Genomic DNA, 24,064 nt, shown 5'->3' on the forward strand with positions numbered 1-24,064 from the left:
CATGGGAGGAGCACCACAATGAAGCATACCCTGTTCGCCGGAACCGCCGCGATCGCCCTGCTGTCCGCCGGGGCGGCCATGGCCGCCGACGGCATCCTGGTCGGCCACATCGCCGACATCACCGGCGCCACCTCGGCGGTGGGCAAGCCCTACGGCCAGGGCATCGCCGACGCCATGAACTACATCAACGCCCATGGCGGCGTGGCGGGAAAGAAGATCATCTTCGAGACCGTGGACTACGCCTACGAAGTGCCGCGCGCCATGGCCGCCTATAAGAAGCTGACCGGCTCGGAGAAGGCCACCGCCATCCAGGGCTGGGGCACCGGCGACACCGAGGCGCTGGTGAGCAGCGTCGCCAAGGACGAGATCCCGTACTTCTCGGCCTCCTATTCCGGCCACCTGACCGACCCGCAGGGCAAGACCTCGGTCAAGGGCGCCCCCTACAACTTCTTCTACGGCCCCAGCTATTCCGACGCCTGCCGCGGCCTGGTCCAGTGGGCGCACGAGGACTGGAAGAAGAAGGGCGGTTCGGGTAAGCCCAAATTCGTCCACATGGGCGACAACCACCCCTATCCCAACGCCCCCAAGATGGCCTGCGGCGCCTATGCCAAGGAACTGGGCTTCGATGTCGGCAACGAGATCCAGTACTCGCTGAAGCCCGGCGACTTCAAGGCCCAGTGCCTGTCCTTGAAGGAATCCGGCGCCAACTACGCCTATCTGGGCAACACCTCGGGCTCGACCATCTCGCTGTTGAAGTCGTGCGAGACGGTGGGCGTCACCACCCAGTTCCTGGCCAATATCTGGGGCACCGATGAGGGCTCGCTCAAGGCCACCGGCGAGGCCGCCGACAAGCTGGTCTGGGTGGTGGGTGCCTCGACCTGGAGCGACGACACGCCCGGCATGAAGCTGGTGCGCGACATCTCCAAGGTCTCCGACCCCACCGGCAACGAGGCCCGCCCGGTGCACTACATCCGCGCCATCTGCTCGGTCTACTACATGAAGGAAGCCATGGAGATGGCCGCCAAGTCCGGCCCCATCACCGGCCCCGCCATCAAGAAGGCCATGGAAACCCACCCCAAGGATTGGGTCCCCGCCGGTCTGGAAGGCGTCTGCCTGCCGTCCACCTGGACCGCCGACGACCATCGCGGCACCACCACGGTCAAGGTCTATCAGGCCTCGACCAAGGGCGGCACCATCGGCATGAAGCAGGTCTATACCGCCGACATTCCGCGCCGCAAGGAATGGCTGGGCTGGTAAGGCCCAAGCCGTAGCGGGAGGCGGCCACGCCGCCTCCCGTCATTTTTCTAATGGAAACGGATACGGCCATGGCTGAACCCGCTCTCAAGCTTGCCCCCGAGGAAATCCTCCTCTCGGTGAACAACATCGAGGTGGTCTACGACGACGTCATCCTGGTCTTGAGGGGCGTCAGCCTGGACGTGCCCAAGGGCAAGATCGTCACCCTGCTGGGTCCCAACGGCGCCGGCAAGTCCACCACGCTGAAAGCCATCTCGGGCCTGCTGGGCACCGAGGACGGCGAGGTGACGCGCGGCAACATCACCTTCATGGGCGAAGAGATCGCCAACCGCGCCCCGGAAGAGATCGTGCGGCGCGGCATCTTCCAAGTGATGGAAGGCCGCCGCATCATCGAGGACATGACGGTGACCGAGAACCTGCGGCTCGGCGCCTTCACCCGCAAGGACGGCGGCGCCGCCATCCGCGACGATATCGAGAAGGTTTTCCACTACTTCCCCCGCCTGAAGGAACGCACCGGCCTGGCCGGCTATCTCTCGGGCGGCGAGCAGCAGATGCTGGCCATCGGCCGCGCCATGATGGCCCGGCCCAAGATGATCCTGCTGGACGAGCCGTCCATGGGCCTGTCGCCGCTGCTGGTCAAGGAAGTGTTCGCCATCATCGAGACCCTGTGCGCCGAGACCGGCATCACCATCTTGCTGGTGGAGCAGAACGCCCGCATGGCGCTCAAGATCGCCCAGTTCGGCTACATCATGGAATCGGGCAAGATCGTGCTGGACGGGCCCAAGGACGATCTGGTCAACAACGAGGACGTCAAGGAATTCTACCTGGGCGGCGACAAGGAACGGAAATCGTTCAAGAACTTGAAGTCCTACAAGCGCAGAAAGCGCTGGCTGTAACGCCCTCCCACCGTCATGGCCGGGCTTGCCCCGGCCATCCGTGGACCCTTAGGGCTCGAGCCCGGGGGGACGAAGGAAAGAAGACTTAATGACCGAATTCTATGATTCCCTGGAAACCCGCTCCCATGACGAGCGCGAGGCCGCCCATTTCGAGTCCCTGCCCGCCCAGGTCGCCCTGGCCAAGGCCGACTCGCCGGCCTTCGCCCGGCTGCTGGCCGACGTGGACCCGGCCTCGGTCACCGGCCGCGCCGCCCTGGCCAAGCTGCCGGTGACCCGCAAGTCGGAACTGATCGACGCCCAGCAGGCCGACCCGCCCTTCGCCTCGCTGATCAGCACGCCCCGGTCCGAACTGCGCCGCGTCTTCGCCTCGCCCGGCCCCATCTACGACCCCGAGGGCTGGGACAACGACTGGTGGCGCGTCGCCCGCGCGCTGCATGCCGCCGGCTTCCGCCACGGCGATCTGATGCACAATTGCTTCTCGTACCACTTCACGCCGGGTGGCGTGATGTTCGAGACCGCCGCCCATGCCCTGGGCTGCCCGGTGTTTCCGGCCGGCGTCGGCAACACCGACCAGCAGGCCCAGGCCATCGCCGACCTGAAACCGGCCGGCTATGGCGGCACGCCCTCCTTCCTCAAGATCATCCTGGAGCGGGCCGAGGAGATGGGTCTCGACCATTCCTCGCTGACCAAGGCCTGCGTGTCGGGCGAGGCTTTGTTGCCGCCACTGCGCCAGTCCTTGAAGGATTTAGGCGTCGACGTCACCCAGTGCTACGCCACCGCCGATCTTGGCCTGATCGCCTACGAGACCAGGGCCCGCGAGGGACTGATCGTCGACGAAGGCGTCATCGTCGAGATCGTGCGACCCGGCACCGGCGATCCGGTCCCCGAGGGCGAGGTCGGCGAGGTGGTGGTCACCACCTTCAACCAGGATTACCCGCTGATCCGCTTCGCCACCGGCGATCTGTCGGCGGTATTGGCCGGAACCAGCCCCTGCGGCCGCACCAACATGCGGCTCAAGGGCTGGATGGGCCGCGCCGACCAGACCACCAAGATCAAGGGCATGTTCGTCCATCCCCGCCAGATCGCCGAGGTGGCCAAGCGCCACCCGGAAGTCATCCGCGCCCGGCTGGTGGTGGAATCGGGCGGTGAGACCGACCGCCTGACCCTCAATGTCGAGACCAATGCCACCGGCCTGGAAGCGGCCCTGAAGGACTCTTTCCTGTCGCTGTGCAAGCTGAAGACCGAGGTGGCGTTCGTTGCCCCCGGCGGCCTGCCCAACGACGGTATCGTCATCCAAGACAAGCGAGCCTGAATCATGACCCTCACGCCTGAACTCGATCCCTTCAAGCTGGCCAAGGCCCTTTCGGCCAAGCACCTGATCGGCGGCAAGTTCGTGCCCGCCGCCCTGGGCCAGACCTTCCCGGTGGACAACCCCGCCACCTGCGAAGAGATCGCCACCGCCGCCTTCGGCACCAAGGCGGACGTCGACGCCGCGGTGGCCAGCGCCAAGGCCGCCCAGAAGGAATGGGCCAAGCAATCGGCCAGGGCGCGCGGCAAGCTGGTGGCCGAGTGCGGCCGGGTGCTGTCGGCCCACGTGGAGGAACTGGGCCGTCTGGTGGCGCTCGAGACCGGCAAGGCGCTGCGCACCGAAAGTCGGGTCGAGGCCGGGGTGCTGGCCGATATGTTCACCTTCTTCGGTGGCCTGGGCAGCGAGCTCAAGGGCGAGACCATTCCCTTCAGCCCCGACATGCTGACCGTGACGGTGCGTGAGCCCGTGGGCGTAGTAGGCTGCATCATTCCGTGGAACGTGCCGCTGCTGCTGATGGCCATGAAGGCCGCCGCCGCCCTGGTGGCCGGCAACGCCGTGGTGGTCAAGTCGGCGGAAGAGGCGCCGCTGACCGTGCTGCGCGTCGCCGAGATCATGAACACCGTGCTGCCGCCCGGCCTGTTCAACATGCTGTCGGGCTTCGGCCCCGAATGCGGCGCGCCGCTGGTCGAACACCCCGACGTCAAGAAGGTGACCTTTACCGGTTCCGTCGAGACGGGGCGCATCGTCTACAAGGCGGCGGCCGAGAAGCTGATCCCCGTGACGCTCGAACTGGGCGGCAAGAGCCCGATGATCGTCTGCGCCGACGCCGACATGGATCAGGCGGTGGCCGGCGCCCTGGCCGGCATGCGCTTCACCCGCCAGGGCCAGAGCTGTACCGCCTCGTCGCGCCTGTTCGTGCACGCCTCCATCCACGACGAGTTCGTCGCCAAGGTGAAGGCCAAGGTCGACGCCATGGTGATGGGCGATCCCTTGGACGAGAAGACCGACATCGGCACCATCGTCTCGGACGGCCAGTTGGACCGGGTCAGGAGCTACATCAAGGTGGGCGAGGAGACCAAGGGCGCCACCAAGCATGTGTGCTCGGCCATGCCCACCGACCCCAGGCTGGCCAAGGGCCGCTTCGTCCAGCCGGTGATCTTCACCGGCATGAAGAACTCGGACCGCCTGTGCCAGGAGGAAATCTTCGGCCCCGTCTGCGCCGTCATCAAGTGGACCGATTACGAAGAGGTGATCGCCCAGGCCAACGACAGTGAATACGGTCTGGCCGCCTCCATCTGGACGCGGGATTTCAAGGTCGCCATGGATGCGACCAAGCGCCTGGAAGCCGGCTTCGTCCAGGTCAACCAGAACCTGGTGGTCCAGCCGACGCTCTCCTATGGCGGCGTCAAGACCTCGGGCATCGGCAAGGAGGCCTCGCTGGAATCCATGCTGGAGCACTTCACCCACAAGAAGACCATCATCTTCAACATGAAGTGAGGAAGTCGCGTTCCTTCAACAAAGCGGCGCGCAGAGAAGCGAGATCGTTGGTGGCAACATCCCATACCAGTCTGAAATCGACGGCGAGATATTCATGGGCGATGCGGTGGCGCATGTCCCGCACCTGCTTCCACGGGATCTCCGGCCGCCGCTCGGCGATTCCATCGAGAAGATCCCTGGATGCCTCGCCGATCATCATGACCAGATGCGTCACGGCGAGTGAAGTCTTGCGGTCCATTAGGAAGGATTCCCGGTCCCTGCCACCGACGAACTCACCGATCTCGTCGATAGCGGACAGAATGGCGTCCAAGGCTTCCGTCGCGCGCCGCCTCTCAGCGAAAGACATCGACGCCGTCCTTGGCGACTTCGTCCGCCATGTAGGGCCGCAACGCGCGGCGGGTCAGCATGTCGGCCTTGCGCCCCAGCCAGTCGCTGGAGGAATCCTCGACGATGCCCAGGTCGATGTAGCTGAACTTCATCTCGGGATCGAGGTCGATCACCAGATCGATGTCGCTGTCGGGACGCGCTTCGCCGCGCGCCATGGAGCCGAATACCGCCAGACGCGTAATGCCCTTTCCCCGGAAGAAGCTCTCGTGCTCCTTCAGGATGGCGATCACCTCGGAAAGGGTCTGTACGCGTCCCATAAGGCGTATCCTACCAAAAACCAACGTATTCCGCAAAGGACAGCCCCATGACCTCCGCTGATCCCATCGTCATCGTCGGCGCCGCCCGCACCCCCATGGGCGGCTTTCAGGGCGACTTCGCCTCTCTCGCCGCCCCGGCGCTGGGCGCCACCGCCATCAAGGCGGCGGTGGAAAGGGCCGGCATCGCCCCCGATCAGGTGGACGAGGTGTTCATGGGCTGCGTTCTGCCGGCCGGTGTCGGCCAGGCCCCGGCGCGGCAGGCGTCCCTGGGCGCCGGCCTGCCGCGCTCGGCCGGCTGCACCACCATCTCCAAGGTCTGCGGCTCGGGCATGAAGGCGGCCATGCTGGCCCACGACCTGCTGGTGGCCGGTACCGCCCGGGTGATGGTGGCGGGCGGCATGGAAAGCATGTCCAACGCCCCCTATCTGCTGGACAAGGCGCGTGGCGGCTATCGCCTGGGCCACGGCAAGGTCTACGACCACATGTTCCTGGACGGGCTGGAGGATGCCTATGACAGGGGCCGCCTGATGGGCACCTTCGCCGAGGAATGCGCCGACAGCTACAAGTTCACCCGCGAGGCCCAGGACGGCTTCGCGCTGGCCTCCCTGTCCCGCGCCCAGAAGGCCATCGCCGAAGGCTCCTTCGCCGCCGAGATCGCCCCGGTCACCCTCAAGGGCCGCAAGGGCGACGTGCTGGTCGGCATCGACGAGCAGCCGGGCAAGGCCATGCCCGACAAGATTCCGACCTTGAAGCCCGCCTTCCGCGAGGGCGGCACGGTGACGGCGGCCAATTCGTCCTCCATCTCGGACGGTGCCGCCGCTCTGGTGATGATGCGCCGCTCGGAAGCCGTCCGGCGCGGCCTCGCCCCCATGGCCACCATCTTGGGACACACCAACTTCGCCCAGGCCCCGGCCCTGTTCACCACCGCCCCGGTGGGCGCCATCAAGGCGCTGCTGGACAAGGTGGGCTGCAAGGCCGGCGATATCGATCTGTGGGAGATCAACGAGGCCTTCGCCGTGGTCACCATGGCGGCCATGCACGACTTGAAGCTCGACCACGAGCGGGTCAACGTCCATGGCGGCGCCTGCGCCCTGGGACACCCCATCGGCGCCTCGGGCGCCCGCATCATCGTCACCCTGATGGCGGCGCTGAAGACCTATGGCCTGAAGCGCGGCGTGGCCAGCCTGTGCATCGGCGGCGGCGAGGCCACCGCCATGATGGTGGAGCTGGCCTAGCATGATCCCCACCGAGGAGCAGCAGTTGATCCGCGACATGGCGCGGAACTTCGCGAGAGAGAAGCTGGCCCCCAACGCCGCCCGCTGGGACCGCGAGCACCTGTTCCCCAGAGACGCCATCGCCGAAATGGGCGAGTTGGGCTTCCTCGGCATGGTGGTGCCGCCCGAATGGGGCGGCGCCGGTACCGACTACGTCTCCTACGCCATGGCGGTAATGGAGATCGCCGCCGGCTGCGGCCCGCTGTCGACCATCATGAGCGTGCACAACTCGGTGGGCTGCATGCCCATCCTCTCCTACGGCACCGACGCCCAGAAGGAGGAGTTCCTGCGCCCCATGGCACGGGGCGAGACGCTGGGCTGCTTCTGCCTGACCGAGCCCGAGGCCGGTTCCGACGCCGCCTCGATCCGCACCAGGGCGCGCAAGGACGGCGACCGCTACATCATCAACGGCGCCAAGCAGTTCATCAGCACCGCCCGGAACGGCCAGGTGGCCATCGTCTTCGCCGTCACCGATCCGCAGGCGGGCAAGCGCGGCATCTCGGCCTTCGTGGTGCCCACCGACACGCCCGGCTTCAACGTGGTCCGCGTCGAGGACAAGCTGGGCCAGCACCTGTCCGACACCTGCCAACTGGCCTTCGAGGACATGGCCGTTCCCGCCGCCCGTCGCCTGGGCGAGGAGGGCGAGGGCCTGAAGATCGCGCTCGCCAACCTGGAAGGCGGCCGCCTGGGCATCGCCGCGCAAAGCGTCGGCATGGCGCGCTCGGCCTTCGACCACGCCCTTGCCTACGCCCGCGAACGCAAGCAGTTCGGCAAGCCCATCTTCGAGCATCAGGCCGTGGCTTTCCGGCTGGCCGACATGGCGACCAAAATCGAGGTGGCCGAGCAGATGGTGCTGCACGCCGCCACCCTGCGCGATGCGGGGCGGCCGTGCCTCAAGGAGGCCTCCATGGCCAAGCTGTTCGCGTCCGAGATGGCGGAGCGCGTCTGCTCCGACGCCATCCAGATTCATGGCGGCTATGGCTATCTCGCCGATTTCCCGGTGGAACGCATTTACCGCGACGTCCGGGTCTGTCAGATTTATGAAGGAACCAGCGATATCCAGCGCCTGGTGATCTCTCGCGCCTTGGCGACGGAATAGGGGAACAGGACCATGAAAGACATCCTCGTCCACATCGACGACAGCGAGCGCTGCGCCGCCCGCCTGGACATCGCCATCGGTCTGGCCAAGAGCTTCGACGCCCGCCTGACCGGACTGTTCGCCCGGACCGAAAGCCATCGCCCCAGCGCCGTCGCCCACAAGGCCAGCGACCAACTGGTCCAGGCCCGCGACGCCGCCAAGGAAAAGTTCAACGCCGCCTGTGCCGCCGTAGGCGTCAGGTCCCGCTGGTGGCAACTGGCCCACGGCGAGCCCGGCCACGTGGTCAGCGAGACCATGTTCTGCGCCCGCTATGCCGATCTGGTGGTGATGGGCCAGACCGAGGCCAAGAGCAAGCTGGTGCCCGAGGAAATGATCGAGCACGTCATCCTGCATTGCGGCCGTCCGGTGCTGGTCATCCCCCATACCGGCAGCTTCCCCACCGTGGGCGAGCGTATCGCCCTGGCCTGGAACGCCGGCAAGGAAGCGGTCCGCGCCCTCAACGACGCCAAGCCGCTGATGCGAAATGCCAAGTCGGTGACCGTGCTCAGCCTGCGCGGCCCCTCGGACGAAGGCTCCAACGCCATGGGCGAGGTGCCCCAGGTGGATATCCTCGACCATCTGGCCGCCTGCGGCATCAGCGCCAGCGCCGAGCGGCTGGCCGGCGAGCATATCGGCAAGATGGACATGCTGCTGTCGCGCCTGTGCGACCTGGGTGCCGATCTGGTGGTCATGGGGGCGCACGGCCATTACGGCCTGTCGCTGAAGCGCGGCACCGGCACCCGCTACGTGCTGGCCCACATGACCGTGCCGGTGCTGATGAGCAATTGATGACCCATTTCAAGCCCAAGGACCCCGATTACCGCCAAAAGGTGGAGGCCAGCTTCGCCCGGCAGGCGTTCCTGGCCACCATCGGGGCCCGCATGACGGAGTTGGAGCCGGGACACTGCACCCTGGAGATGCCCACCCGTCCCGATCTGTGCCAGCAGCACGGCTTCGTCCATGCCGGCGCCACCACCACCCTGGCCGACACCGCCGCCGGCTACGCCGCCTTTTCCCTGATGCCGGCCGGCTCGGCGGTGCTGACCACCGAGTTCAAGGTCAACCTGCTCAGCCCGGCCAAGGGTGAAAAGCTGGTGGCCCGCGCCCAGGTTCTGAAGCCCGGCCGCACCCTGGTCGTGGTGCGCTCCGACGTCTACGGCGTCGAGGACGGCAAGGAGACCCTGGCGGCTACCATGCTGGCCACCATGATCTGCCTGGCGGGTGCCTCCGACCCGGTCTGATTTCCCCCATCGCCGGAGAGACGCCATGCCCCAGCCCGATCATATCGTCCGCATCGCCCTGCCCGAGGCGAGGGACTATCCCGAGGACATCGCCGCCTATTTCGCCAAGTGCGACGAGAAGCTGGGCATGCGGCCCAACGTGCTGCAGGCCTATACGGCGCGGCCCGAGAAGTTCCGCACCTTCTCGCGCTTCTACAACCAGCTGATGCTGGCCGAGGATTCCGGCCTTTCCAAGCTGGAGCGCGAGATGATCGCCGTGGTCGTCTCGTCGGCCAACCGCTGTTACTACTGCCTGGTGGCCCATGGGCAGGCGCTGCGCCAGTTGTCCGACGACCCGCAACTGGGCGAAATGCTGGTGATGAACTATCGGGTGGCGGAGCTTTCCATCCGCCAGCGGACCATGCTGGATTACGCCTGGAAGCTGACCAAGACTCCCCACGACATCGCCGAGGCCGACCGTGCGGCGTTGCGCGAGGCGGGCTTTTCCGATGCCGACATTTTCGACATCACCGACACCGCCGCCTTCTTCAATTACACCAACCGCATGGCCCACGGGCTGGACATGATGCCCAATCCCGAATACCACGGGATGAACCGCTGAGTTTTCCCGAGGGCGCCATGAAGATGCGGATGCCATGAAGATACGGATAATCGTTGCCGTCCTGGCCTGCTTGGTCGGGACCGGTCAGGCCATGGCGGAGCAGGTCCGCCTGACCTTCCTGCACGTCAACGATATCTACGAATACCGGCCCGTCGAGGGCAAGGGCGGGCTGGCCGAACTGCTCTCCGTGCTGGAGCGCGAGCGCGGCCGCAATCCCAACCCGGTGTTCACCTTCGGCGGCGACCTGCTCAGCCCTTCGCTGGCGTCCAACATCACCAAGGGCGCCCATATGGTGGAGTTCTTCAACGCGCTGGCTCCGGTGGCCGCCGTGCCCGGCAACCATGAGTTCGATTTCGGCACCGGGAACTTCGTCACCCAGATCAAGGCCTCCACCTTCCCCTGGGTCGGCTCCAACATCGAGGGCGTGGCGGGGGTCAAGCCTTCGCTGCTGGTCGAGATCGGCGGGGTCAAGGTCGGCTTTCTGGGCGTGCTGACCAAGGCCACCTCCCGCATGTCCACCACCCAGGGCGCCACCTTCACCGACGAACGCACCGCCGCCGAGGCCACCGCCCGCCAGTTGCGCGCCCAGGGCGCCGAACTGGTGGTGGCGCTCACCCACCAGGATCTGGAGGATGACCGCAAGCTGGCCAATGGAGTGAAGGGGATCGACCTGGTGCTGGGCGGCCACGATCACGATCCCATCAGCTTCCTGGAGAACGGCCCGCTGGTGCTGAAAGCCGGCCATGACGCCCATTGGCTCGGCATGGTGGACCTGATGGTCGACCGCCCCGATGCCGGCAAGACCGGCCCGACCTCCGTCACCACCGAGGGCTGGCGCTTCCTGCCGGTGACCGGCGTGGCGCCCGCTCCCGCCCTGGCCGGCGTGGTGGGCAAGACCGACGCCCTGATGGGCGAGGCGCTGGACGCCCCCCTTGCCACGCTGGCCACCGCCATGGACAGCCGCACCACCACGGTGCGGGGCGACGAGGCGGCCATCGGCAATCTGGTGGCCGACGCCCTTCGCGCCCATTTCGGCGCCGACATGGCCCTGATCAACGGCGGCGGCCTGCGCGGCAACCGCCAGTACCAGCCGGGATCGAGCCTGACGCGGCGCGACCTGCTGTCCGAGATGCCGTTCGGCAACACGGTGATGATGGTGGAGATCAGCGGCGCCCAATTGCTGAGCGTGCTGGAATACACCCTGTCGGCGGTGGAGGCCAAGGCGGGCCGTTTCCCCCAGGTGTCCGGCCTGTCCGTCACCTATGATTCCACCAGGCCGGCCGGTCGGCGCATCGTCCTGGCCCAGATCGGCGGCAAGCCGGTCGAACCCAAGCGCCCCTACCGCCTCGCCACCACCGATTATCTGGCGGGCGGCGGCGACGGCTATCAGGCTCTCAGGGAGGGCAAGGTACTGGTCAACGCCGAGGCCGCGCCGCTGCTGGTCAACGTGGTCAGCGACTACGTCGCCGCCAGGGGCACCGTCTCCCCCAAGGTCGAGGGCCGCGTGGTGGCGGTGCGCTGAGGTGCCCGCCACAGCACGCCTTGTGCACCAATCGTTCCCCCTGTAGTCTCCGGCCATGTCTGCGCCGTCCCGCATATTGCTGCCCCATGTTCCGGTGCTGGTCGCCGGGGTCCGGGGCGCGGTGGCGCTGGAGCCCGACGGCGAGTTCCGCCGCCTGAGCCGTAACGAGGCGGCGCGCTATGCCCGCAACGAGAGCCCGCTGGTCTGTCACGGTCCGGCCGTGGCGGCGCGCCTCGGAATCGAGGATTTCCTGCGCCTCGACATCCTGGAACTGTTCGCCTTCGTGCGTCCCGCCCGTTTCTGCCTGCCGACGCCGCGCGGATTGGCCGATGCCATGGGCTTGGCTCATCCCGCCGATCTGGAGGACGAGGCCGAGGCGCTGATGACCTCGGTGCGCCGTCTGCTGGAGGAATTGGCGGCCCGCACCAATGCCGACACCGCCGCCAGGGCCATCGACACCCGTGGCCTCGCCTGGATGATGGCCCGTGGCGGCTGGGGCTGGGGCAACGCGGTGCTGGCGGCATTGGGGGTGCAGGGCGATTCGGGGCGGGGCGGCGGTGCCCTGCGGGTCTGGGACCGCCTGCCGGAATGGAGCGAATACGCCCCCGAGCCGCCGCCCGGCAACATTCCCGTCGATCCGGCCGAGACCCGCGCCCGCCTTGCCCAGATGCTGGGCGACGGCGCCGAGCAGCGTCCCACCCAGGCCGATTACGCTTCCGCCGTCAGCCGCGCCTTCCAGCCGCGCGAGGCCGAGGGCCATCCCCATCTGGTGCTGGCCGAGGCCGGCACCGGCACCGGCAAGACGCTGGGCTACATCGCCCCCGCCGGGCTGTGGGCCGAGAAGAACGGCGCACCGGTATGGATCTCCACCCACACCCGCAATTTGCAGCGCCAGCTGGACGGCGAGCTGGACCGCCTGTTCCCCAACGCCGCCGACAAGGCGCGCAAGGTGGTGATCCGCAAGGGCCGCGAGAACTACGCCTGCCTGCTGAACTACGAGGAGATGGTCGGGCGCAACCGCAACCAGGATATGGCGGCGGTGGGCCTGATGGCCCGCTGGCTTCTCGCCACCCGCGACGGCGACATGGTGGGCGGCGATTTCCCCGGCTGGCTGGTCGAGGTGCTGGGCCGCGCCCGCACGCTGGGCATCGCCGACCGCCGGGGCGAGTGCATCTTCTCGGCCTGCCCCCATTACCGCAAATGCTTCATCGAGCGCGCCGTGCGCCGGGCGCGCCGCGCCGACATCGTGGTCGCCAACCACGCCTTGGTGATGATCCAGGCGGCCCTGGGCGGGCTGGACGACGGCGCCCAGCCGACCCGGCTGGTCTTCGACGAGGGCCATCACGTTTTTGACGCCGCCGATGCCGCCTTTTCCGCCCACCTGACCGGCATGGAAGCCGCCGAGGTGCGGCGCTGGATTCTGGGGCCGGAGGGCGAGGCCTCGAGCCGCTCGCGCGCCCGTGGGCTGCACCGCCGCGCCGAGGATCTGGTGGGCGGATCGGAAGAGGCCATCCAGTCCCTCGACGCCGCCCTGGCCGCCGCCCGCGCCCTGCCCGGCCCCGGCTGGCTGGTGCGCATCACCGAGGGCGAGCCCCAGGGGCCGGCGGAGGCCTTCCTCGGCCTGCTGCGCCGTCAGGTCTATGCCCGCGCCGCCCATCCCGATTCCCCCTACAGCCTGGAGACCGAGACCACCGCCCCGGTGGAGGGGCTGGCCGAGGCGGCGGGTGCCCTGGCCGCCGCCCTGGGGCGCGTCGCCCTGCCGCTGCAGGTGCTGGCCAAATCCCTGGCCGCCCTGCTGGACGACGAGGCCGCCGAGCTGGAATCCGCCACGCGGTCGCGCATCGAGGGCATCTGCCGTTCCATCGAACGCCGGGTGCTGATGCCGCTGGCCGGGTGGAAGGGCATGCTGGACGGGATTGTTCAGGGAGGCGGGGTCACCGACCACAATTACATCGATTGGTTCTCCGTCGACAGGTTCGACGGCCGCGACATGGACGTGGGCATGCACCGCCACTGGATCGACCCGACCCGGCCCTTCGCCAAGGCGGTGGTCGAGCCGGCCCACGGCATCGTCATCACCTCGGCGACGCTGAAGGACGGGTCGGGCGACGTGGAGACCGACTGGCGGGCCGCCGAGCGGCGCACCGGCGCCATCCATCTGCAATCGGCGCCGGTCCGCGCCGAGGTGGCCTCGCCCTTCGACTATCCCGCCCGCACCAAGGTGCTGATCGTCACCGACGTGCGCAAGGACGACATGGATCAGGTGGCGGCGGCCTATCGCGAGCTGTTCCTGGCGGCCGGCGGCGGGGCGCTGGGCCTGTTCACCGCCATCTCGCGCCTGAAAGCGGTGCACAAGCGCATCAGCGCCCCGCTCGAGGATGCCGGCCTGCCGCTGCTGGCCCAGCATCTGGACAACATGGATACCTCGACCCTGGTGGATATCTTCCGCGCCGAGGAGCATTCGTGCCTGCTGGGTACGGACGCGGTCCGGGACGGCGTCGACGTGCCCGGCCGCTCGCTGCATCTGATCGTCTTCGACCGGGTGCCATGGCCGCGCCCCGACATCCTGCACAAGGCGCGGCGCGCCGAGTTCGGCGGCCGCGCCTATGACGACATGATCACCCGTCTGCGCCTCAAGCAGGCCTTTGGCCGGCTGGTGCGCCGCGCCGACGACCGGGGCGTCTTCGTCCTGCTGGACCCCATGATGCCGTCACGGCTGTTCGGCGCCTTCCCCTCCGGGGTCGAGCCGGTCAAGGTCGGTCTGGCCGAGGCGGTGCGCCAATGCCGCGATCTGCTGAGGCCGGCAGGAGCATAAAATTTTATGTAAATATGCTCGACTTTTTTCCTAATTCATAAGTATTATTTTCTACTCCTATTGAATAGATCTTTATTCGAAGCACACCCCTAGGTATAATCCTCCTTATGAACCGAGCGACAAGAATGCCTGCTCGGAATATTGGCGAGACGAGGCGTCCATGACGCTGCGAACCCCAGACTGCAATTTCCGATTGGTCTCGGACACCGGACAGAAATTGATCGACGCCTCGAACTCGGATGCGCTGGTCAACTTCACCCGCGAGATTCTGGCCTGTCCCCGCCTGCGAATCTGCGAGTTCGGCGATTACTGCACCATCCTCAGCGCATCGCTGCTGGCCGAACACGGCCGCCACCCTCACGATTTAATTCCAGGCTGACTTTCGCCCTATCACCGTTGACAACCATGCCTAAAGTCACATCTGATTAAAGGTGGGAATTGGCCTTTGGCATGTATGCAGGGCGGGGGCGGGAATGATCGTATGGCGCGATGCCATGTCGGTGGGTGCACCGGCATTGGATGCCGATCACAAGAAGCTGATCGACCTGATCAACCTGACCGAGCAGTGGATCGGCCAGGATAACTGGCGCCAGGTCTCGACCATCACGGATGAGCTTCTGCGCTACGTGGACGAGCATTTCCGCCGCGAGGAGGCGGTGATGGCCGCCACCCGGTACCCGGAGATCGAGCAGCACAAGAAGGGGCACGAGGCCCTGGCCTTCAAGGCCAAGCTGCTGCACGACAAGTTCAAGGCCGCCACCCTGGAGGAGGACCTGAAGACCTGCTCCCAGGTGTTGATCCGGGTGCTGACCGACTGGCTGGTCACCCATATCCTCAAGGAGGATATGAAGTACAAATCCTATATCCCCAGGAAGGCACCGCCGCCGCCCGGCCCGGTGATGGAGATGTATTCCGGCCTGCCGCCCAAGGGCGACGACGACGCCGAGCGCAAGGCGCGGCGCGAGGCCCGCAACAGGGACCTCGAATACGAGTTGCCGCCCAATCTGGCCCATCTGCTGAAACGGCTGGAATACGTGGTGCCGGAACTGCCCGCCCCCGCCCGGAAATTCGACAATTTCGAGAAGCTGTGCGAGGCGGCCATCGGCCGGCGCATCGACAAGGTGCTGGTGTTCTTCCAGCGCCACAATCCGGCGCTGAAACGCGAATTGCCGCCGTTCTTCCTGTCCTCGCCCGAATTCGCCGAGAAGTTCAAGGCGGCGGTGACCAAGTTCATCTTTCCCGCCATCTGGGACAGCCGCAACATCCGCATGCTGGCCACCAGCTACGAATGGGCCGAGGACGATACCGACAGCTTCTGGGACCACGTCACCAAACCGCTGGAGGACAGCATCCTGCAGGGCTGGAACACCGGCTGGGACGAATTGAAGCTGGTCGAGACCAAGAAGCCCGACGGCACCAAGGTCTTTCAGGTCAAGGACAACACCAAGGCGCTGCGCGAGATGCTGGCCCCCTCGGCGCCCGAGGCCTACGACCTGCCCAAGATCGGCAACCGCGAGATCGAGACGCTGCGCTCGCTGCTCGATCCCAAGAACGACTGGTGGAAGCGCCTCAATCACGCCTGGCGCATATGCCATGACCTCTACGAGCAGGAAAAGGACCCGCGCATCTTCCAGCAGAAGGCCCGCGACGGCGCCCTGCGCGACAACCTGCTGGGCGCCTTCGCCCGCTTCCCGCCGGAATGGGGCGACTTCCTGGTTCTGGCCTGTCACCGGGTGTTTCCGCGCGTCTCCACCGCCTTCCTGGAAAGCTTCGTCGCCAATTTCGGCACCACCGAGCCCCAGCGTGAACTGCACGTCCCCTACACGGTGCGCTATCTCCGTCAGGTCAAGGAAGACCCCGACATCTGGCTGCACGAGCGCCACGCCGAGCAGGAGTGGCAGAGCCAGATGAAGGAACTGTCCAACTACCTCGCCCATCGCGAGGCCGAGGAAGTCGAAAGGCGACGCTGAGGCCGGCCACCCGTTTTCCCCATGGGCGGCATGCCGAGCACCATGATTGACGCCGCCGCCACCGGGGACTAGCTTTCCGCTCTTGTCTTTTTGAACGGAAAGCAGAACCCATGTCCTCCGATACCCGCGACCTTGCCCGCTCCGCTACCGCCTGGCCTTTCCAAGAGGCCCGCGCCCTGCTGGACGAGCGTCTGAAAGGTAAAGCGCCGGACAAGGGCTATGTGCTGTTCGAGACCGGCTACGGCCCGTCGGGTCTGCCCCATATCGGCACCTTCGGCGAAGTGGCGCGCACCACCATGGTGCGCCGCGCCTTCTCGCTGCTGGCGCCCGAGATTCCCACCCGCCTGTTCGCCTTCTCCGACGACATGGACGGCCTCAGGAAGGTGCCCGACAACATCCCCAACAAGGAGATGATCGCGCCGCACCTGGGCAAGCCGCTGACCAGCATCCCCGATCCCTTCGGCACCCACGAGAGCTTCGGACACCACAACAACGCCCGCCTGCGCTCGTTCCTCGACACCTTCGGCTTCGAGTACGAGTTCCAGTCGGCCACCGAGTGGTACAAGTCGGGCCGCTTCGACGCCGCCCTGCTGGGCGTGCTCAAGCACTATGACGAGGTCATCAACGTGGTGCTGCCCACGCTGGGCGACGAGCGCCGCGCCACCTATTCCCCCTTCCTGCCGGTCTGCCCGGAAACCGGCATCGTGCTGCAGGTGCCGGTGGTGGAACGCGACGTCGACGCAGGCACCATCGTCTACCGCCGCGACGACGGCAAGCTGGTGGAAACCCCGGTGACCGGGGGGCTGTGCAAGCTCCAGTGGAAGGCCGATTGGGGCATGCGCTGGGTGGCTCTGGGCGTCGATTACGAAATGAGCGGCAAGGACCTGATCCCCTCGGTCCAACTGTCGACCCGCATCGCCTCCATCCTGGGCGGCCGGGCGCCCATGAACCTGACCTACGAACTGTTCCTGGACGACCAGGGCCAGAAGATCTCCAAGTCCAAGGGCAACGGTCTGGCCGTCGAGGACTGGTTGAAGTATGCGCCGCAGGAGAGTCTGGCGCTGTTCATGTACCAGAAGCCCAAGACCGCCAAGCGCCTGTATTTCGACGTCATCCCGCGTGCCGTGGACGAGTATCTGGCCTATCTGGGCAAGTTCCCGTCCGAGGAGCCGGGCAAGAAGCTGGACAATCCGGTGTGGCACATCCACGGCGGCAAGCCGCCGGCCGAGGATGCCCACCTGTCGTTCAACATCTTGCTGAATCTGGTCAGCGTCTGCCACTCCGACGATCCGGCGGTGATCTGGGGCTTCATCAAGCGCTACGCGCCCGGCGCTCAGCCTGAAACCGCCCCCATCCTGGGCGGGCTGGTGGGCTATGCCATCGCCTATTACCGCGACTTCGTTCTGCCCAACAAGAAATACCGCAAGGCCACTCCCGACGAGGTCGAGGCCTTCGCCGCGCTCAAGACCGGGCTCGAAGCCCTCGCCGCCGACGCCACCGTCGAGGACATCCAGAATCTGGTCTACGAGATCGGCAAACGCCCCTGCTTCGCCGACCTCAAGGCATGGTTCAAGGCCTGCTACGAGGTGCTGCTGGGCAATGACCAGGGTCCGCGCATGGGCAGCTTCATCAAGCTGTTCGGCGTCGCCGAGACCATCGCCCTGCTGGACAAGGCCATCGCCGGCCAGGATATGTAGTCAGGGATCACTGTGCAGGGCCAGCCACACGGTGGGCTGGTCCGGCGCCGTCCATTCCACCCGGTGGCGGCAATGGGCGGGCAACAGCATCCAGTCGCCGGGGGTCAGGGCGTGGGCCTTGGCCTCGCCGTCGATGCGCAGCATGGCGGCCCCCTTGATCAGCACCACCCACTCGTCGTCGTCCTGATCCAGCCAGACACCCTCCGGGGTGGCCTGACCGTTGGAGACGATACGCAGCAGGCGGAAGCGCCCGCCTTCCAGCAGGGTGTCGAACACTTCCTCGTCGAAATCCGATTCCGTATGGGCGAGCAGGCTTCCGACGGTGGGGGCGGTGGGCTTATCCATGACTAGGATTTGCGCCCACACCGCCCCGACGTCAAGACTCGACCTTTTTCTTACCGCCGATGCGCGGCTCCTCGCCCCGGATCAGGCGGACGATATTGGCCTTGTGGCGATAAAAGCCCATCACCGCCAGACCGGCGGCCATCAGGGCGTATTCCGGACCGGCGAAGTACAGGGCGAAGCCGGGCGAAGCGGCCAGGGCGATCAGCGCCGACAGCGACGAGATGCGGAAGATGGTGGCGGTCACCAGCCAGGTGCCGATGCAGGCCAGCCCCACCGGCCACGCGGCGGCCAGCAGAGTGCCGATGGTGGTGGCGACACCCTTGCCGCCCTTGAAGCCCAGCCAGATCGGGAAATTGTGCCCCAGCACGGCGGCGAAGCCGGCCACCGGCACCATCTCCTTGCCCAGCAGCCCCCAGACGAGGCCCACGGCAATGGCGCCCTTGCCGCCGTCCAGCAGCAAGGTGGCCAGCGCCAGCCCCTTGCGGCCGGTGCGCAGTACGTTGGTGGCGCCGATATTGCCCGAGCCGATCTGGCGGATATCACCCAGCCCGGCGAGGCGGGTCAGCACGAGGCCGAAGGGAACGGAGCCCAGCAGGTAGCCGCCCAGCGCGGCGAGGATGAGGGCGGTCATGTGCTGGCCCCCTCCCCAGCCCTCCCCCGGCATGGCCGGGGGAGGGAGAAGAGAACGGCGGCCCTCCCCCGGCCATGCCGGGGGAGGGGGACGAGAGCGGAACTCCCTCCCCCGTGCGAAGCATGGGGGAGGGTCGGGGTGGGGGCCTTACGCATCGTGCGTATACACCGTCCGCCCGTCGACGATGGTGCGCATCACCATGCCCTGCACCGGACGGTCGTCAAAGGGGGAGTTCTTGGACTTGGAATGGAAGGTCTTGGCGTTGACCTTCCAGCCGCGATCGGGATCGAACAGCACCAGATCGGCCGCCGCGCCCACCTTGAGCCGGCCCGCCGCCAGCCCCAGGATGGAAGCGGGCGCGCAAGTGATCAGCTTCAGCGCCTCGATCAGGCTCATATGGCCGTTATGGGCGAGGTCGAGCGTCACCGGCAGCAGGGTTTCGAGGCCCACACCACCGAACTCGGCGGCGGCGAAGGGCACCCGCTTGGAATCCTGGTCCTGGGGCGCATGGTCGGAGGCCACCGCGTCGATGGTGCCGTCCCGCAGGCCCTCGACCACCGCCTGCCGGTCGGTTTCCGAACGCAGGGGCGGCGACAGCTTGGCGAAGGTGCGGTAGTCCTTCACCGCCAGTTCGTTCAGCGCGAAATAGGGCGGCGCGGTATCGCAGGTGACCGCGAGGCCCTTGGCCTTGGCCTTCCTGATGATCTCGACGCCTTCCCTGGTGGCGACGTGGGCGGCGTGGTAGCGCCCGCCGGTGATCTCCACCAGCCGCATGTCGCGCTCCAGCATGATGGCCTCGGCGGCCACCGGAATGCCCGACAGACCCATGCGGGTAGCCAGTTCGCCCTCGTTCATCATGCCGCCCTCGGCCAGCGAGGGCTCCTCGGGATGCTGGACGATCAGCAGGCCGAAGGTGGCGGCATAGGTCAGCGCCCGGCGCATCACCTGGGCGTTGCGGATGGCCCGGATGCCATCGGTGAAGCCCAGGGCGCCGGCCTCGGCCAGCATGCCCATCTCGGCCAGTTCCTTGCCTTCCACCCGCTTGGTGGCGGCGGCATAGGGATAGACCTTGGCCAGACCGATCTTGCGGGCGCGGCGCGCCACGAATTCCACCGTGGCGACCTCGTCGATCACCGGATTGGTGTTGGGCAGGCAGACCATGGAGGTGACACCGCCGGCCACCGCCGCCTCGCCCGCCGATTTCAGGGTCTCCTTGTGCTCCTCGCCCGGCTCGCGCAGTTGGACGCGCATGTCCACCAGACCGGGAGCGAGACAGAGGCCCTTGCAGTCCACCACCTCCATGCCCGACGGCACGCCGCCCTGGAACAGGCCGGGGCCCACGTCGGCGATGGTCTCGCCGTTGGTCAGCAGCGCGCCCTTGGTATCCAGCCCGGAAGCGGGGTCGAGCAGGCGGGCGTTGACATAGGCCACCAGGCCCGAGGAATTGCGGGCGCCCATCAGGCAGCTCCTTCGGTGGAACGGGTCAGGTCGCGGGTCAGCATGTCGAGGCAGGCCATGCGCACCGCCACGCCCATCTCCACCTGCGAGCGGATCAGCGAACGTTCCACGTCGTCGGCCACGTCGGAATCGATCTCGACGCCGCGGTTCATGGGGCCGGGATGCATGATCACCGCGTCGGGTTTGGCGATCCCCAGCTTCTCGCGGTCCAGGCCGAAGAAGTGGAAGTACTCGCGGATGCTGGGGATGAAATTGCCGCTCATGCGTTCGTTCTGGATGCGCAGCATCATGATGACGTCCACGTCGGCCAGGCCCTTCCTCATGTCGTGGAAGACCTCGACGCCCATGCGGTCCAGGCCCGACGGCAGCAGGGTGCGCGGCCCGATCAGCCGCACATGGGCCCCCATGGCGTTCAGCAGGTAGATGTTGGACCGCGCCACGCGGGAATGGCGCACGTCGCCGCAGATGGCGACGTTGAGGCCGGACAGCTTGCCCTTCCGGCGCCGGATGGTCAGGGCGTCGAGCAGGGCCTGGGTCGGGTGCTCGTGACTGCCGTCGCCGCCGTTGATCACCGCGCAGTTGACCTTTTCGCTCAGCAGCTTGACCGCGCCCGAATCCGGATGGCGCACCACCAGCACGTCCAGGTGCATGGCGTTGAGCGTCATGGCGGTGTCGATCAGGGTCTCGCCCTTCTGCACCGAGGAGCCCGCCGACTGCATGTTGATCACGTCGGCGCCCAGACGCTTGCCGGCCAGTTCGAAACTGGTGCGCGTGCGCGTCGAGTTCTCGTAGAACAGGTTGATGACCGTGCGGCCGCGCAGCAAATTCTTGCGCTTGTCGCTGGAGCGATTCTGTTCGACGTAGCCTTCGGCCAGGTCGAGCAGGCTGGTGATCTCGCTCGGGGCCAGTCCCTGGATGCCGAGGAGATGACGGTGCGGAAAGCGGGCGTCTGTCATGGTCCGCGAACTATAGTGCCAGCCGGCCCGCCGGGCAAGGTGGCGAGACATGCCATGCCCCCAAACAGTCACACACTGTGTCTTGCACCCGGATTGAAAGTGCATCCACAATACATGAACGAAACCCGATGAAACTGGGTCGATGGCCGCTGGAGAGGGACGTCTGGGATTGAGGGTCCGTATCGCCGTGGCGATTGCGGCGCTTTGCCTTGTCTCGATCATCGTGGTGGTCGGCTATCTGCGCCATGCGCTGGAGCGTCAGGCGACGGCCCAGTGGACCCGCGAGCGCGGCCAGGTGGCCGCCGCCCTGGCGGCCGGCTTCGACCGCTCCATCGACGAGATGATCGGCGACCTGCACTTCGTCGCCGGCATACCGGCCATGGCGAGCCTGCCCGACCTGGAGCGGGTGGACCGCGCCATCAACGGCATTCCCGCCGACGCCGACGCCGAGAAGCGGCACCTGCTGGACGGGCTGCTGGAGGACGGGCGCTTCTCGGTGCTGTTCGTGCTGCAGCCCAACGGCGACCACTATCTCAGCCATCCCTTCAACGTGCAGCAGGCGCTGAAGCGCTTCAATCTGGCCGACCGCCCCTATTTCCAGGAGGCGACCCGCAGCGGCTATCCGGTGGTGTCCGACGCCTTCACGGGGGCCGACGGCATTCCGGCGGTGGCCATCGATGTGCCGAGCCTCGGCGAGGACGGCAAGACGATCCTGCATCTGGGCGGCGTCATCCATCTGCCCAAGCTGACCGAGATCTTCGCCACCGCCATTCTGCCGCCCTTCGACATGGGCATGCTGGTTGACCGCCAGGGCACGGTGATCGCCGCCGCCGGGCGCGGCCAGACGGTCGAGGCCCCCGACACCGCCCTGGCCGCCGCCCTCAAGGCCTTTCAGGACACCTCGCCCATCCCGGGCAGGGCGGTGGTCACAAGCTATTTCAGCCGGACGGGTGACGGGGAGATACTCGCCTCGTTCGTCCGGCTGCACAGCGGCTGGACGGTGGCGCTGGCCCGCCCCCGCTCCAGCTTCGTGGACGAGATCGCCCCCGAGGTCGCCAGCATCTCCACCATGGCCGGCGCCCTGCTGTTGCTGGTGTCGGCCATCGGCTTCGCCATCGCTCACCATATCGTCGGGCGCTGGGAGGGGGCCCGCCGCGCCCTGGTCACCGCCCACGACGAGTTGGAGACCCGGGTGCGCGAGCGTACCGCCGCCCTGGACGCCAGCCGCCGCGAGCTGTCGGCCAAATCGCGGACGCTGGAAACCATTCTCGACAATATCGGCCAGGGCATCAGCGTCTATGACGACAGCCTGCGCCTGATGACCAGCAACCGCCGCTTCGCCGAATTGCTGCGCCTGCCCGCCGACATGGTCCGTCCCGGCATGCGGCTGGAGGATTACCTGCGCTTCAACGCCATGCGCGGCGAATACGGCCCCGGCGACCCCGAGGCGCAGGTGGCCGAGCGCATGACCCTGGCCCGCAGTTTCCAGCCCCACCGCTTCCAGCGCCAGCGCGCCGACGGCACCGCGCTGGAAATCATCGGCAACCCGCTGCCCGAGGGCGGTTTCGTCGCCACCCACACCGACATCACCGAGGCCAAGCGGGCCGAGGAAGCGCTCCGGACCCTGTCGCGCGCCGTGGAGCAGAGCCCGGTTTCGGTGATCATCACCGATCCGCGCGGCAACATCGATTACGTGAACCCGAAATTCGTCGAGGTCTGCGGCTATACCCTGGACGAGGTGCGCGGGCTCAATCCCCGCGTCCTGAAGTCGGGCCAGACTCCGGATACGGTCTACCGCGACCTGTGGAAGACCATCGCCGCCGGCGGCACCTGGGAAGGCGACCTGCAGAACCGCAAGAAGAACGGCGACCTGTATTGGGAGCGCGCCTCCATCTCGCCCATCCGCTCGCCCGACGGCACCATCTTGCACTTCCTGGCCGTCAAGGAGGACATCACGGCCAGGAAGGCCGGCGAGGACGCCCTGGTCGCCGCCATGCAGGCCGCCGAGGACGCCAACCGCGCCAAGACCGTCTTTCTGTCGCATATGAGCCACGAGCTGCGCACGCCGCTCACCGCCGTGCTGGGCTATACCGAGATCATGAGCAGCGAGATGGCCGGGCCGCTGCCGCCCTATCACGCCGACTTCGTCACGGCCATCGCCGACAGCGGCCGCCACCTGCTGTCCATCATCGACGAGGTGCTGGACATCAGCCGCATCGAGCTGGGCAGCTACCGTATCATCCACGCCCCCGCCGATCTGGCGACCATCGCGCGGGAATGCGTCGGCATGCTGTGCCCGCAATGCATCGCCAAGGACGTCGAGCTGCGGCTGGAGGCGGCAGGAGAAATGCCGCAGACCACCGACGCCCGCGCCATCCGCCAGATTCTCATCAATCTGCTGGGCAACGCGGTCAAGTACACCGAGGCTGGCGGGCATATTTCCGTGACCCTTGACCGCGCCGGCGGCGATCCACGCTTCACCATCGCCGATACCGGCTGCGGCATTCCCGCCGACAAGCTGTCGCGGATCTTCGAACCGTTCCAGCGGGTCGATCCGCTGTGTGCCGATCCCGCCCGCGGCGTCGGCCTTGGGCTGGCCATCTGCCGGCGCATCGTCGATCTGCTGGGCGGCACCATCGCCATCGAGTCCACCCCCGGCAAGGGCACCACGGTCACCGTGGTGTTGAGGGAGTCGCCCTGATCCGCGGCATGGAAGGAGAGTCCGACGGTCTTCACGACATATGGGGTGGAGACCCGATCACCGTCGTGACACTTCGTCATTTTGCGGTTAGATTTGACAAACATTTGTCCTTCCC

The 24,064-nt window shown here is 66.9% G+C and carries 21 protein-coding genes; 15 read left to right on the plus strand and 6 right to left on the minus strand.

Annotation, left to right across the window (positions count from 1 at the left end):
- Window positions 1-18: 18 nt before the first annotated feature.
- The 4 genes from CP958_RS08695 (at window position 19) to CP958_RS08710 (ending at window position 4,956) form a co-directional block, all read left to right on the plus strand.
- Window positions 19-1,257, plus strand: coding sequence for an ABC transporter substrate-binding protein (locus CP958_RS08695; RefSeq protein WP_096701570.1), 1,239 nt, complete (start codon window positions 19-21; stop codon window positions 1,255-1,257).
- Between the two features lie 68 nt (window positions 1,258-1,325).
- Window positions 1,326-2,150, plus strand: coding sequence for an ABC transporter ATP-binding protein (locus CP958_RS08700; RefSeq protein WP_096701719.1), 825 nt, complete (start codon window positions 1,326-1,328; stop codon window positions 2,148-2,150).
- An 88-nt stretch (window positions 2,151-2,238) separates the two neighbouring features.
- A complete protein-coding gene (locus CP958_RS08705) occupies window positions 2,239-3,462 on the plus strand; it encodes an AMP-binding protein (protein ID WP_096701571.1) in 1,224 nt (407 codons plus the stop codon).
- A gap of 3 nt (window positions 3,463-3,465) precedes the next feature.
- On the plus strand, window positions 3,466-4,956 hold the full coding sequence (locus CP958_RS08710) for an aldehyde dehydrogenase family protein (protein WP_096701572.1): 1,491 nt from the start codon (window positions 3,466-3,468) through the stop codon (window positions 4,954-4,956).
- On the opposite strand, the gene CP958_RS08715 is transcribed toward CP958_RS08710, so the two are convergent.
- Window positions 4,943-5,302 (minus strand): HepT-like ribonuclease domain-containing protein, encoded by a 360-nt coding sequence (locus CP958_RS08715; RefSeq protein WP_096701573.1) that lies wholly within the window; start codon window positions 5,300-5,302, stop codon window positions 4,943-4,945. The two genes, CP958_RS08710 and CP958_RS08715, sit on opposite strands and share 14 nt — an antisense overlap.
- Window positions 5,289-5,600 carry a nucleotidyltransferase family protein gene (locus CP958_RS08720; protein ID WP_096701574.1) on the minus strand — a complete coding sequence of 104 codons (312 nt, stop codon included), beginning with the start codon at window positions 5,598-5,600 and terminating at the stop codon, window positions 5,289-5,291. The genes CP958_RS08715 and CP958_RS08720 overlap by 14 nt, the downstream gene beginning before the upstream one ends.
- A gap of 47 nt (window positions 5,601-5,647) precedes the next feature.
- Between CP958_RS08720 and CP958_RS08725 the strand changes: the two genes are divergently transcribed.
- The 10 genes from CP958_RS08725 to CP958_RS08770 all read left to right on the plus strand — a co-directional run bounded on the left by CP958_RS08725 (window position 5,648) and on the right by CP958_RS08770 (window position 17,858).
- A complete protein-coding gene (locus CP958_RS08725) occupies window positions 5,648-6,835 on the plus strand; it encodes an acetyl-CoA C-acyltransferase (RefSeq protein ID WP_096701575.1) in 1,188 nt (395 codons plus the stop codon).
- 1 nt (window position 6,836) lies between these two features.
- Window positions 6,837-7,973: an acyl-CoA dehydrogenase gene (locus CP958_RS08730; RefSeq protein WP_096701576.1), complete on the plus strand. Its 1,137-nt coding sequence runs from the start codon at window positions 6,837-6,839 to the stop codon at window positions 7,971-7,973.
- A 12-nt stretch (window positions 7,974-7,985) separates the two neighbouring features.
- On the plus strand, window positions 7,986-8,801 hold the full coding sequence (locus CP958_RS08735; protein ID WP_096701577.1) for a universal stress protein: 816 nt from the start codon (window positions 7,986-7,988) through the stop codon (window positions 8,799-8,801).
- Window positions 8,801-9,253 (plus strand): PaaI family thioesterase, encoded by a 453-nt coding sequence (locus tag CP958_RS08740; protein ID WP_096701578.1) that lies wholly within the window; start codon window positions 8,801-8,803, stop codon window positions 9,251-9,253. The genes CP958_RS08735 and CP958_RS08740 overlap by 1 nt, the downstream gene beginning before the upstream one ends.
- A 25-nt stretch (window positions 9,254-9,278) precedes the next feature.
- Window positions 9,279-9,854 carry a peroxidase-related enzyme gene (locus tag CP958_RS08745; RefSeq protein ID WP_096701579.1) on the plus strand — a complete coding sequence of 192 codons (576 nt, stop codon included), beginning with the start codon at window positions 9,279-9,281 and terminating at the stop codon, window positions 9,852-9,854.
- Window positions 9,855-9,888: 34 nt separating this feature from the next.
- Window positions 9,889-11,376, plus strand: a complete 1,488-nt coding sequence (locus CP958_RS08750) for a bifunctional UDP-sugar hydrolase/5'-nucleotidase (RefSeq protein WP_242442806.1) — start codon at window positions 9,889-9,891, stop codon at window positions 11,374-11,376.
- 55 nt (window positions 11,377-11,431) lie between these two features.
- Entirely contained in the window at window positions 11,432-14,191 is a 2,760-nt protein-coding gene (locus CP958_RS08755) for an ATP-dependent DNA helicase (protein WP_096701580.1), read from the plus strand.
- Window positions 14,192-14,351: 160 nt separating this feature from the next.
- Window positions 14,352-14,570 (plus strand): hypothetical protein, encoded by a 219-nt coding sequence (locus CP958_RS08760; protein WP_141400475.1) that lies wholly within the window; start codon window positions 14,352-14,354, stop codon window positions 14,568-14,570.
- Window positions 14,571-14,664: 94 nt separating this feature from the next.
- Window positions 14,665-16,161, plus strand: a complete 1,497-nt coding sequence (locus CP958_RS08765) for a bacteriohemerythrin (RefSeq protein ID WP_096701582.1) — start codon at window positions 14,665-14,667, stop codon at window positions 16,159-16,161.
- A 110-nt stretch (window positions 16,162-16,271) separates the two neighbouring features.
- Entirely contained in the window at window positions 16,272-17,858 is a 1,587-nt protein-coding gene (locus CP958_RS08770) for a lysine--tRNA ligase (RefSeq protein WP_096701583.1), read from the plus strand.
- Here CP958_RS08770 and CP958_RS08775 read toward each other — a convergent pair whose 3' ends face one another.
- The 4 genes from CP958_RS08775 to CP958_RS08790 form a co-directional block, all read right to left on the minus strand.
- Window positions 17,859-18,203: a cupin domain-containing protein gene (locus tag CP958_RS08775; RefSeq protein WP_096701584.1), complete on the minus strand. Its 345-nt coding sequence runs from the start codon at window positions 18,201-18,203 to the stop codon at window positions 17,859-17,861.
- A 31-nt stretch (window positions 18,204-18,234) separates the two neighbouring features.
- A complete protein-coding gene (gene plsY / locus CP958_RS08780) occupies window positions 18,235-18,834 on the minus strand; it encodes a glycerol-3-phosphate 1-O-acyltransferase PlsY (protein WP_096701585.1) in 600 nt (199 codons plus the stop codon).
- A 147-nt stretch (window positions 18,835-18,981) separates the two neighbouring features.
- Window positions 18,982-20,292: a dihydroorotase gene (locus CP958_RS08785; protein WP_096701586.1), complete on the minus strand. Its 1,311-nt coding sequence runs from the start codon at window positions 20,290-20,292 to the stop codon at window positions 18,982-18,984.
- The gene (locus CP958_RS08790) at window positions 20,292-21,248 is read right to left on the minus strand and encodes an aspartate carbamoyltransferase catalytic subunit (RefSeq protein WP_096701587.1); all 957 of its coding nucleotides are present in this window, start codon (window positions 21,246-21,248) and stop codon (window positions 20,292-20,294) included. Before CP958_RS08790 ends, CP958_RS08785 begins: the two co-directional genes overlap by 1 nt.
- Before the next feature lie 169 nt (window positions 21,249-21,417).
- Between CP958_RS08790 and CP958_RS08795 the strand changes: the two genes are divergently transcribed.
- Entirely contained in the window at window positions 21,418-23,949 is a 2,532-nt protein-coding gene (locus tag CP958_RS08795) for a PAS-domain containing protein (RefSeq protein WP_242442807.1), read from the plus strand.
- Window positions 23,950-24,064: the final 115 nt, after the last annotated feature.

Source organism: Magnetospirillum sp. 15-1, assembly GCF_900184795.1.
Lineage (GTDB): Bacteria > Pseudomonadota > Alphaproteobacteria > Rhodospirillales > Magnetospirillaceae > Phaeospirillum.

Excerpts from the sequence above, each read along its gene's own strand:
- CP958_RS08735 (WP_096701577.1), top strand. The coding sequence starts at position 7,986 with ATGAAAGACATCCTCGTCCACATCGACGACAGCGAGCGCTGCGCCGCC.
- CP958_RS08790 (WP_096701587.1), bottom strand. The coding sequence starts at position 21,248 with ATGACAGACGCCCGCTTTCCGCACCGTCATCTCCTCGGCATCCAGGGA.
- CP958_RS08715 (WP_096701573.1), bottom strand. The coding sequence starts at position 5,302 with ATGTCTTTCGCTGAGAGGCGGCGCGCGACGGAAGCCTTGGACGCCATT.
- CP958_RS08755 (WP_096701580.1), top strand. The coding sequence starts at position 11,432 with ATGTCTGCGCCGTCCCGCATATTGCTGCCCCATGTTCCGGTGCTGGTC.
- CP958_RS08765 (WP_096701582.1), top strand. The coding sequence starts at position 14,665 with ATGATCGTATGGCGCGATGCCATGTCGGTGGGTGCACCGGCATTGGAT.
- CP958_RS08700 (WP_096701719.1), top strand. The coding sequence starts at position 1,326 with ATGGCTGAACCCGCTCTCAAGCTTGCCCCCGAGGAAATCCTCCTCTCG.
- CP958_RS08730 (WP_096701576.1), top strand. The coding sequence starts at position 6,837 with ATGATCCCCACCGAGGAGCAGCAGTTGATCCGCGACATGGCGCGGAAC.
- CP958_RS08705 (WP_096701571.1), top strand. The coding sequence starts at position 2,239 with ATGACCGAATTCTATGATTCCCTGGAAACCCGCTCCCATGACGAGCGC.
- CP958_RS08710 (WP_096701572.1), top strand. The coding sequence starts at position 3,466 with ATGACCCTCACGCCTGAACTCGATCCCTTCAAGCTGGCCAAGGCCCTT.
- CP958_RS08785 (WP_096701586.1), bottom strand. The coding sequence starts at position 20,292 with ATGGGCGCCCGCAATTCCTCGGGCCTGGTGGCCTATGTCAACGCCCGC.
- CP958_RS08745 (WP_096701579.1), top strand. The coding sequence starts at position 9,279 with ATGCCCCAGCCCGATCATATCGTCCGCATCGCCCTGCCCGAGGCGAGG.
- plsY (WP_096701585.1), bottom strand. The coding sequence starts at position 18,834 with ATGACCGCCCTCATCCTCGCCGCGCTGGGCGGCTACCTGCTGGGCTCC.
- CP958_RS08775 (WP_096701584.1), bottom strand. The coding sequence starts at position 18,203 with ATGGATAAGCCCACCGCCCCCACCGTCGGAAGCCTGCTCGCCCATACG.
- CP958_RS08750 (WP_242442806.1), top strand. The coding sequence starts at position 9,889 with ATGAAGATACGGATAATCGTTGCCGTCCTGGCCTGCTTGGTCGGGACC.
- CP958_RS08695 (WP_096701570.1), top strand. The coding sequence starts at position 19 with ATGAAGCATACCCTGTTCGCCGGAACCGCCGCGATCGCCCTGCTGTCC.
- CP958_RS08725 (WP_096701575.1), top strand. The coding sequence starts at position 5,648 with ATGACCTCCGCTGATCCCATCGTCATCGTCGGCGCCGCCCGCACCCCC.
- CP958_RS08770 (WP_096701583.1), top strand. The coding sequence starts at position 16,272 with ATGTCCTCCGATACCCGCGACCTTGCCCGCTCCGCTACCGCCTGGCCT.
- CP958_RS08720 (WP_096701574.1), bottom strand. The coding sequence starts at position 5,600 with ATGGGACGCGTACAGACCCTTTCCGAGGTGATCGCCATCCTGAAGGAG.
- CP958_RS08760 (WP_141400475.1), top strand. The coding sequence starts at position 14,352 with ATGACGCTGCGAACCCCAGACTGCAATTTCCGATTGGTCTCGGACACC.
- CP958_RS08740 (WP_096701578.1), top strand. The coding sequence starts at position 8,801 with ATGACCCATTTCAAGCCCAAGGACCCCGATTACCGCCAAAAGGTGGAG.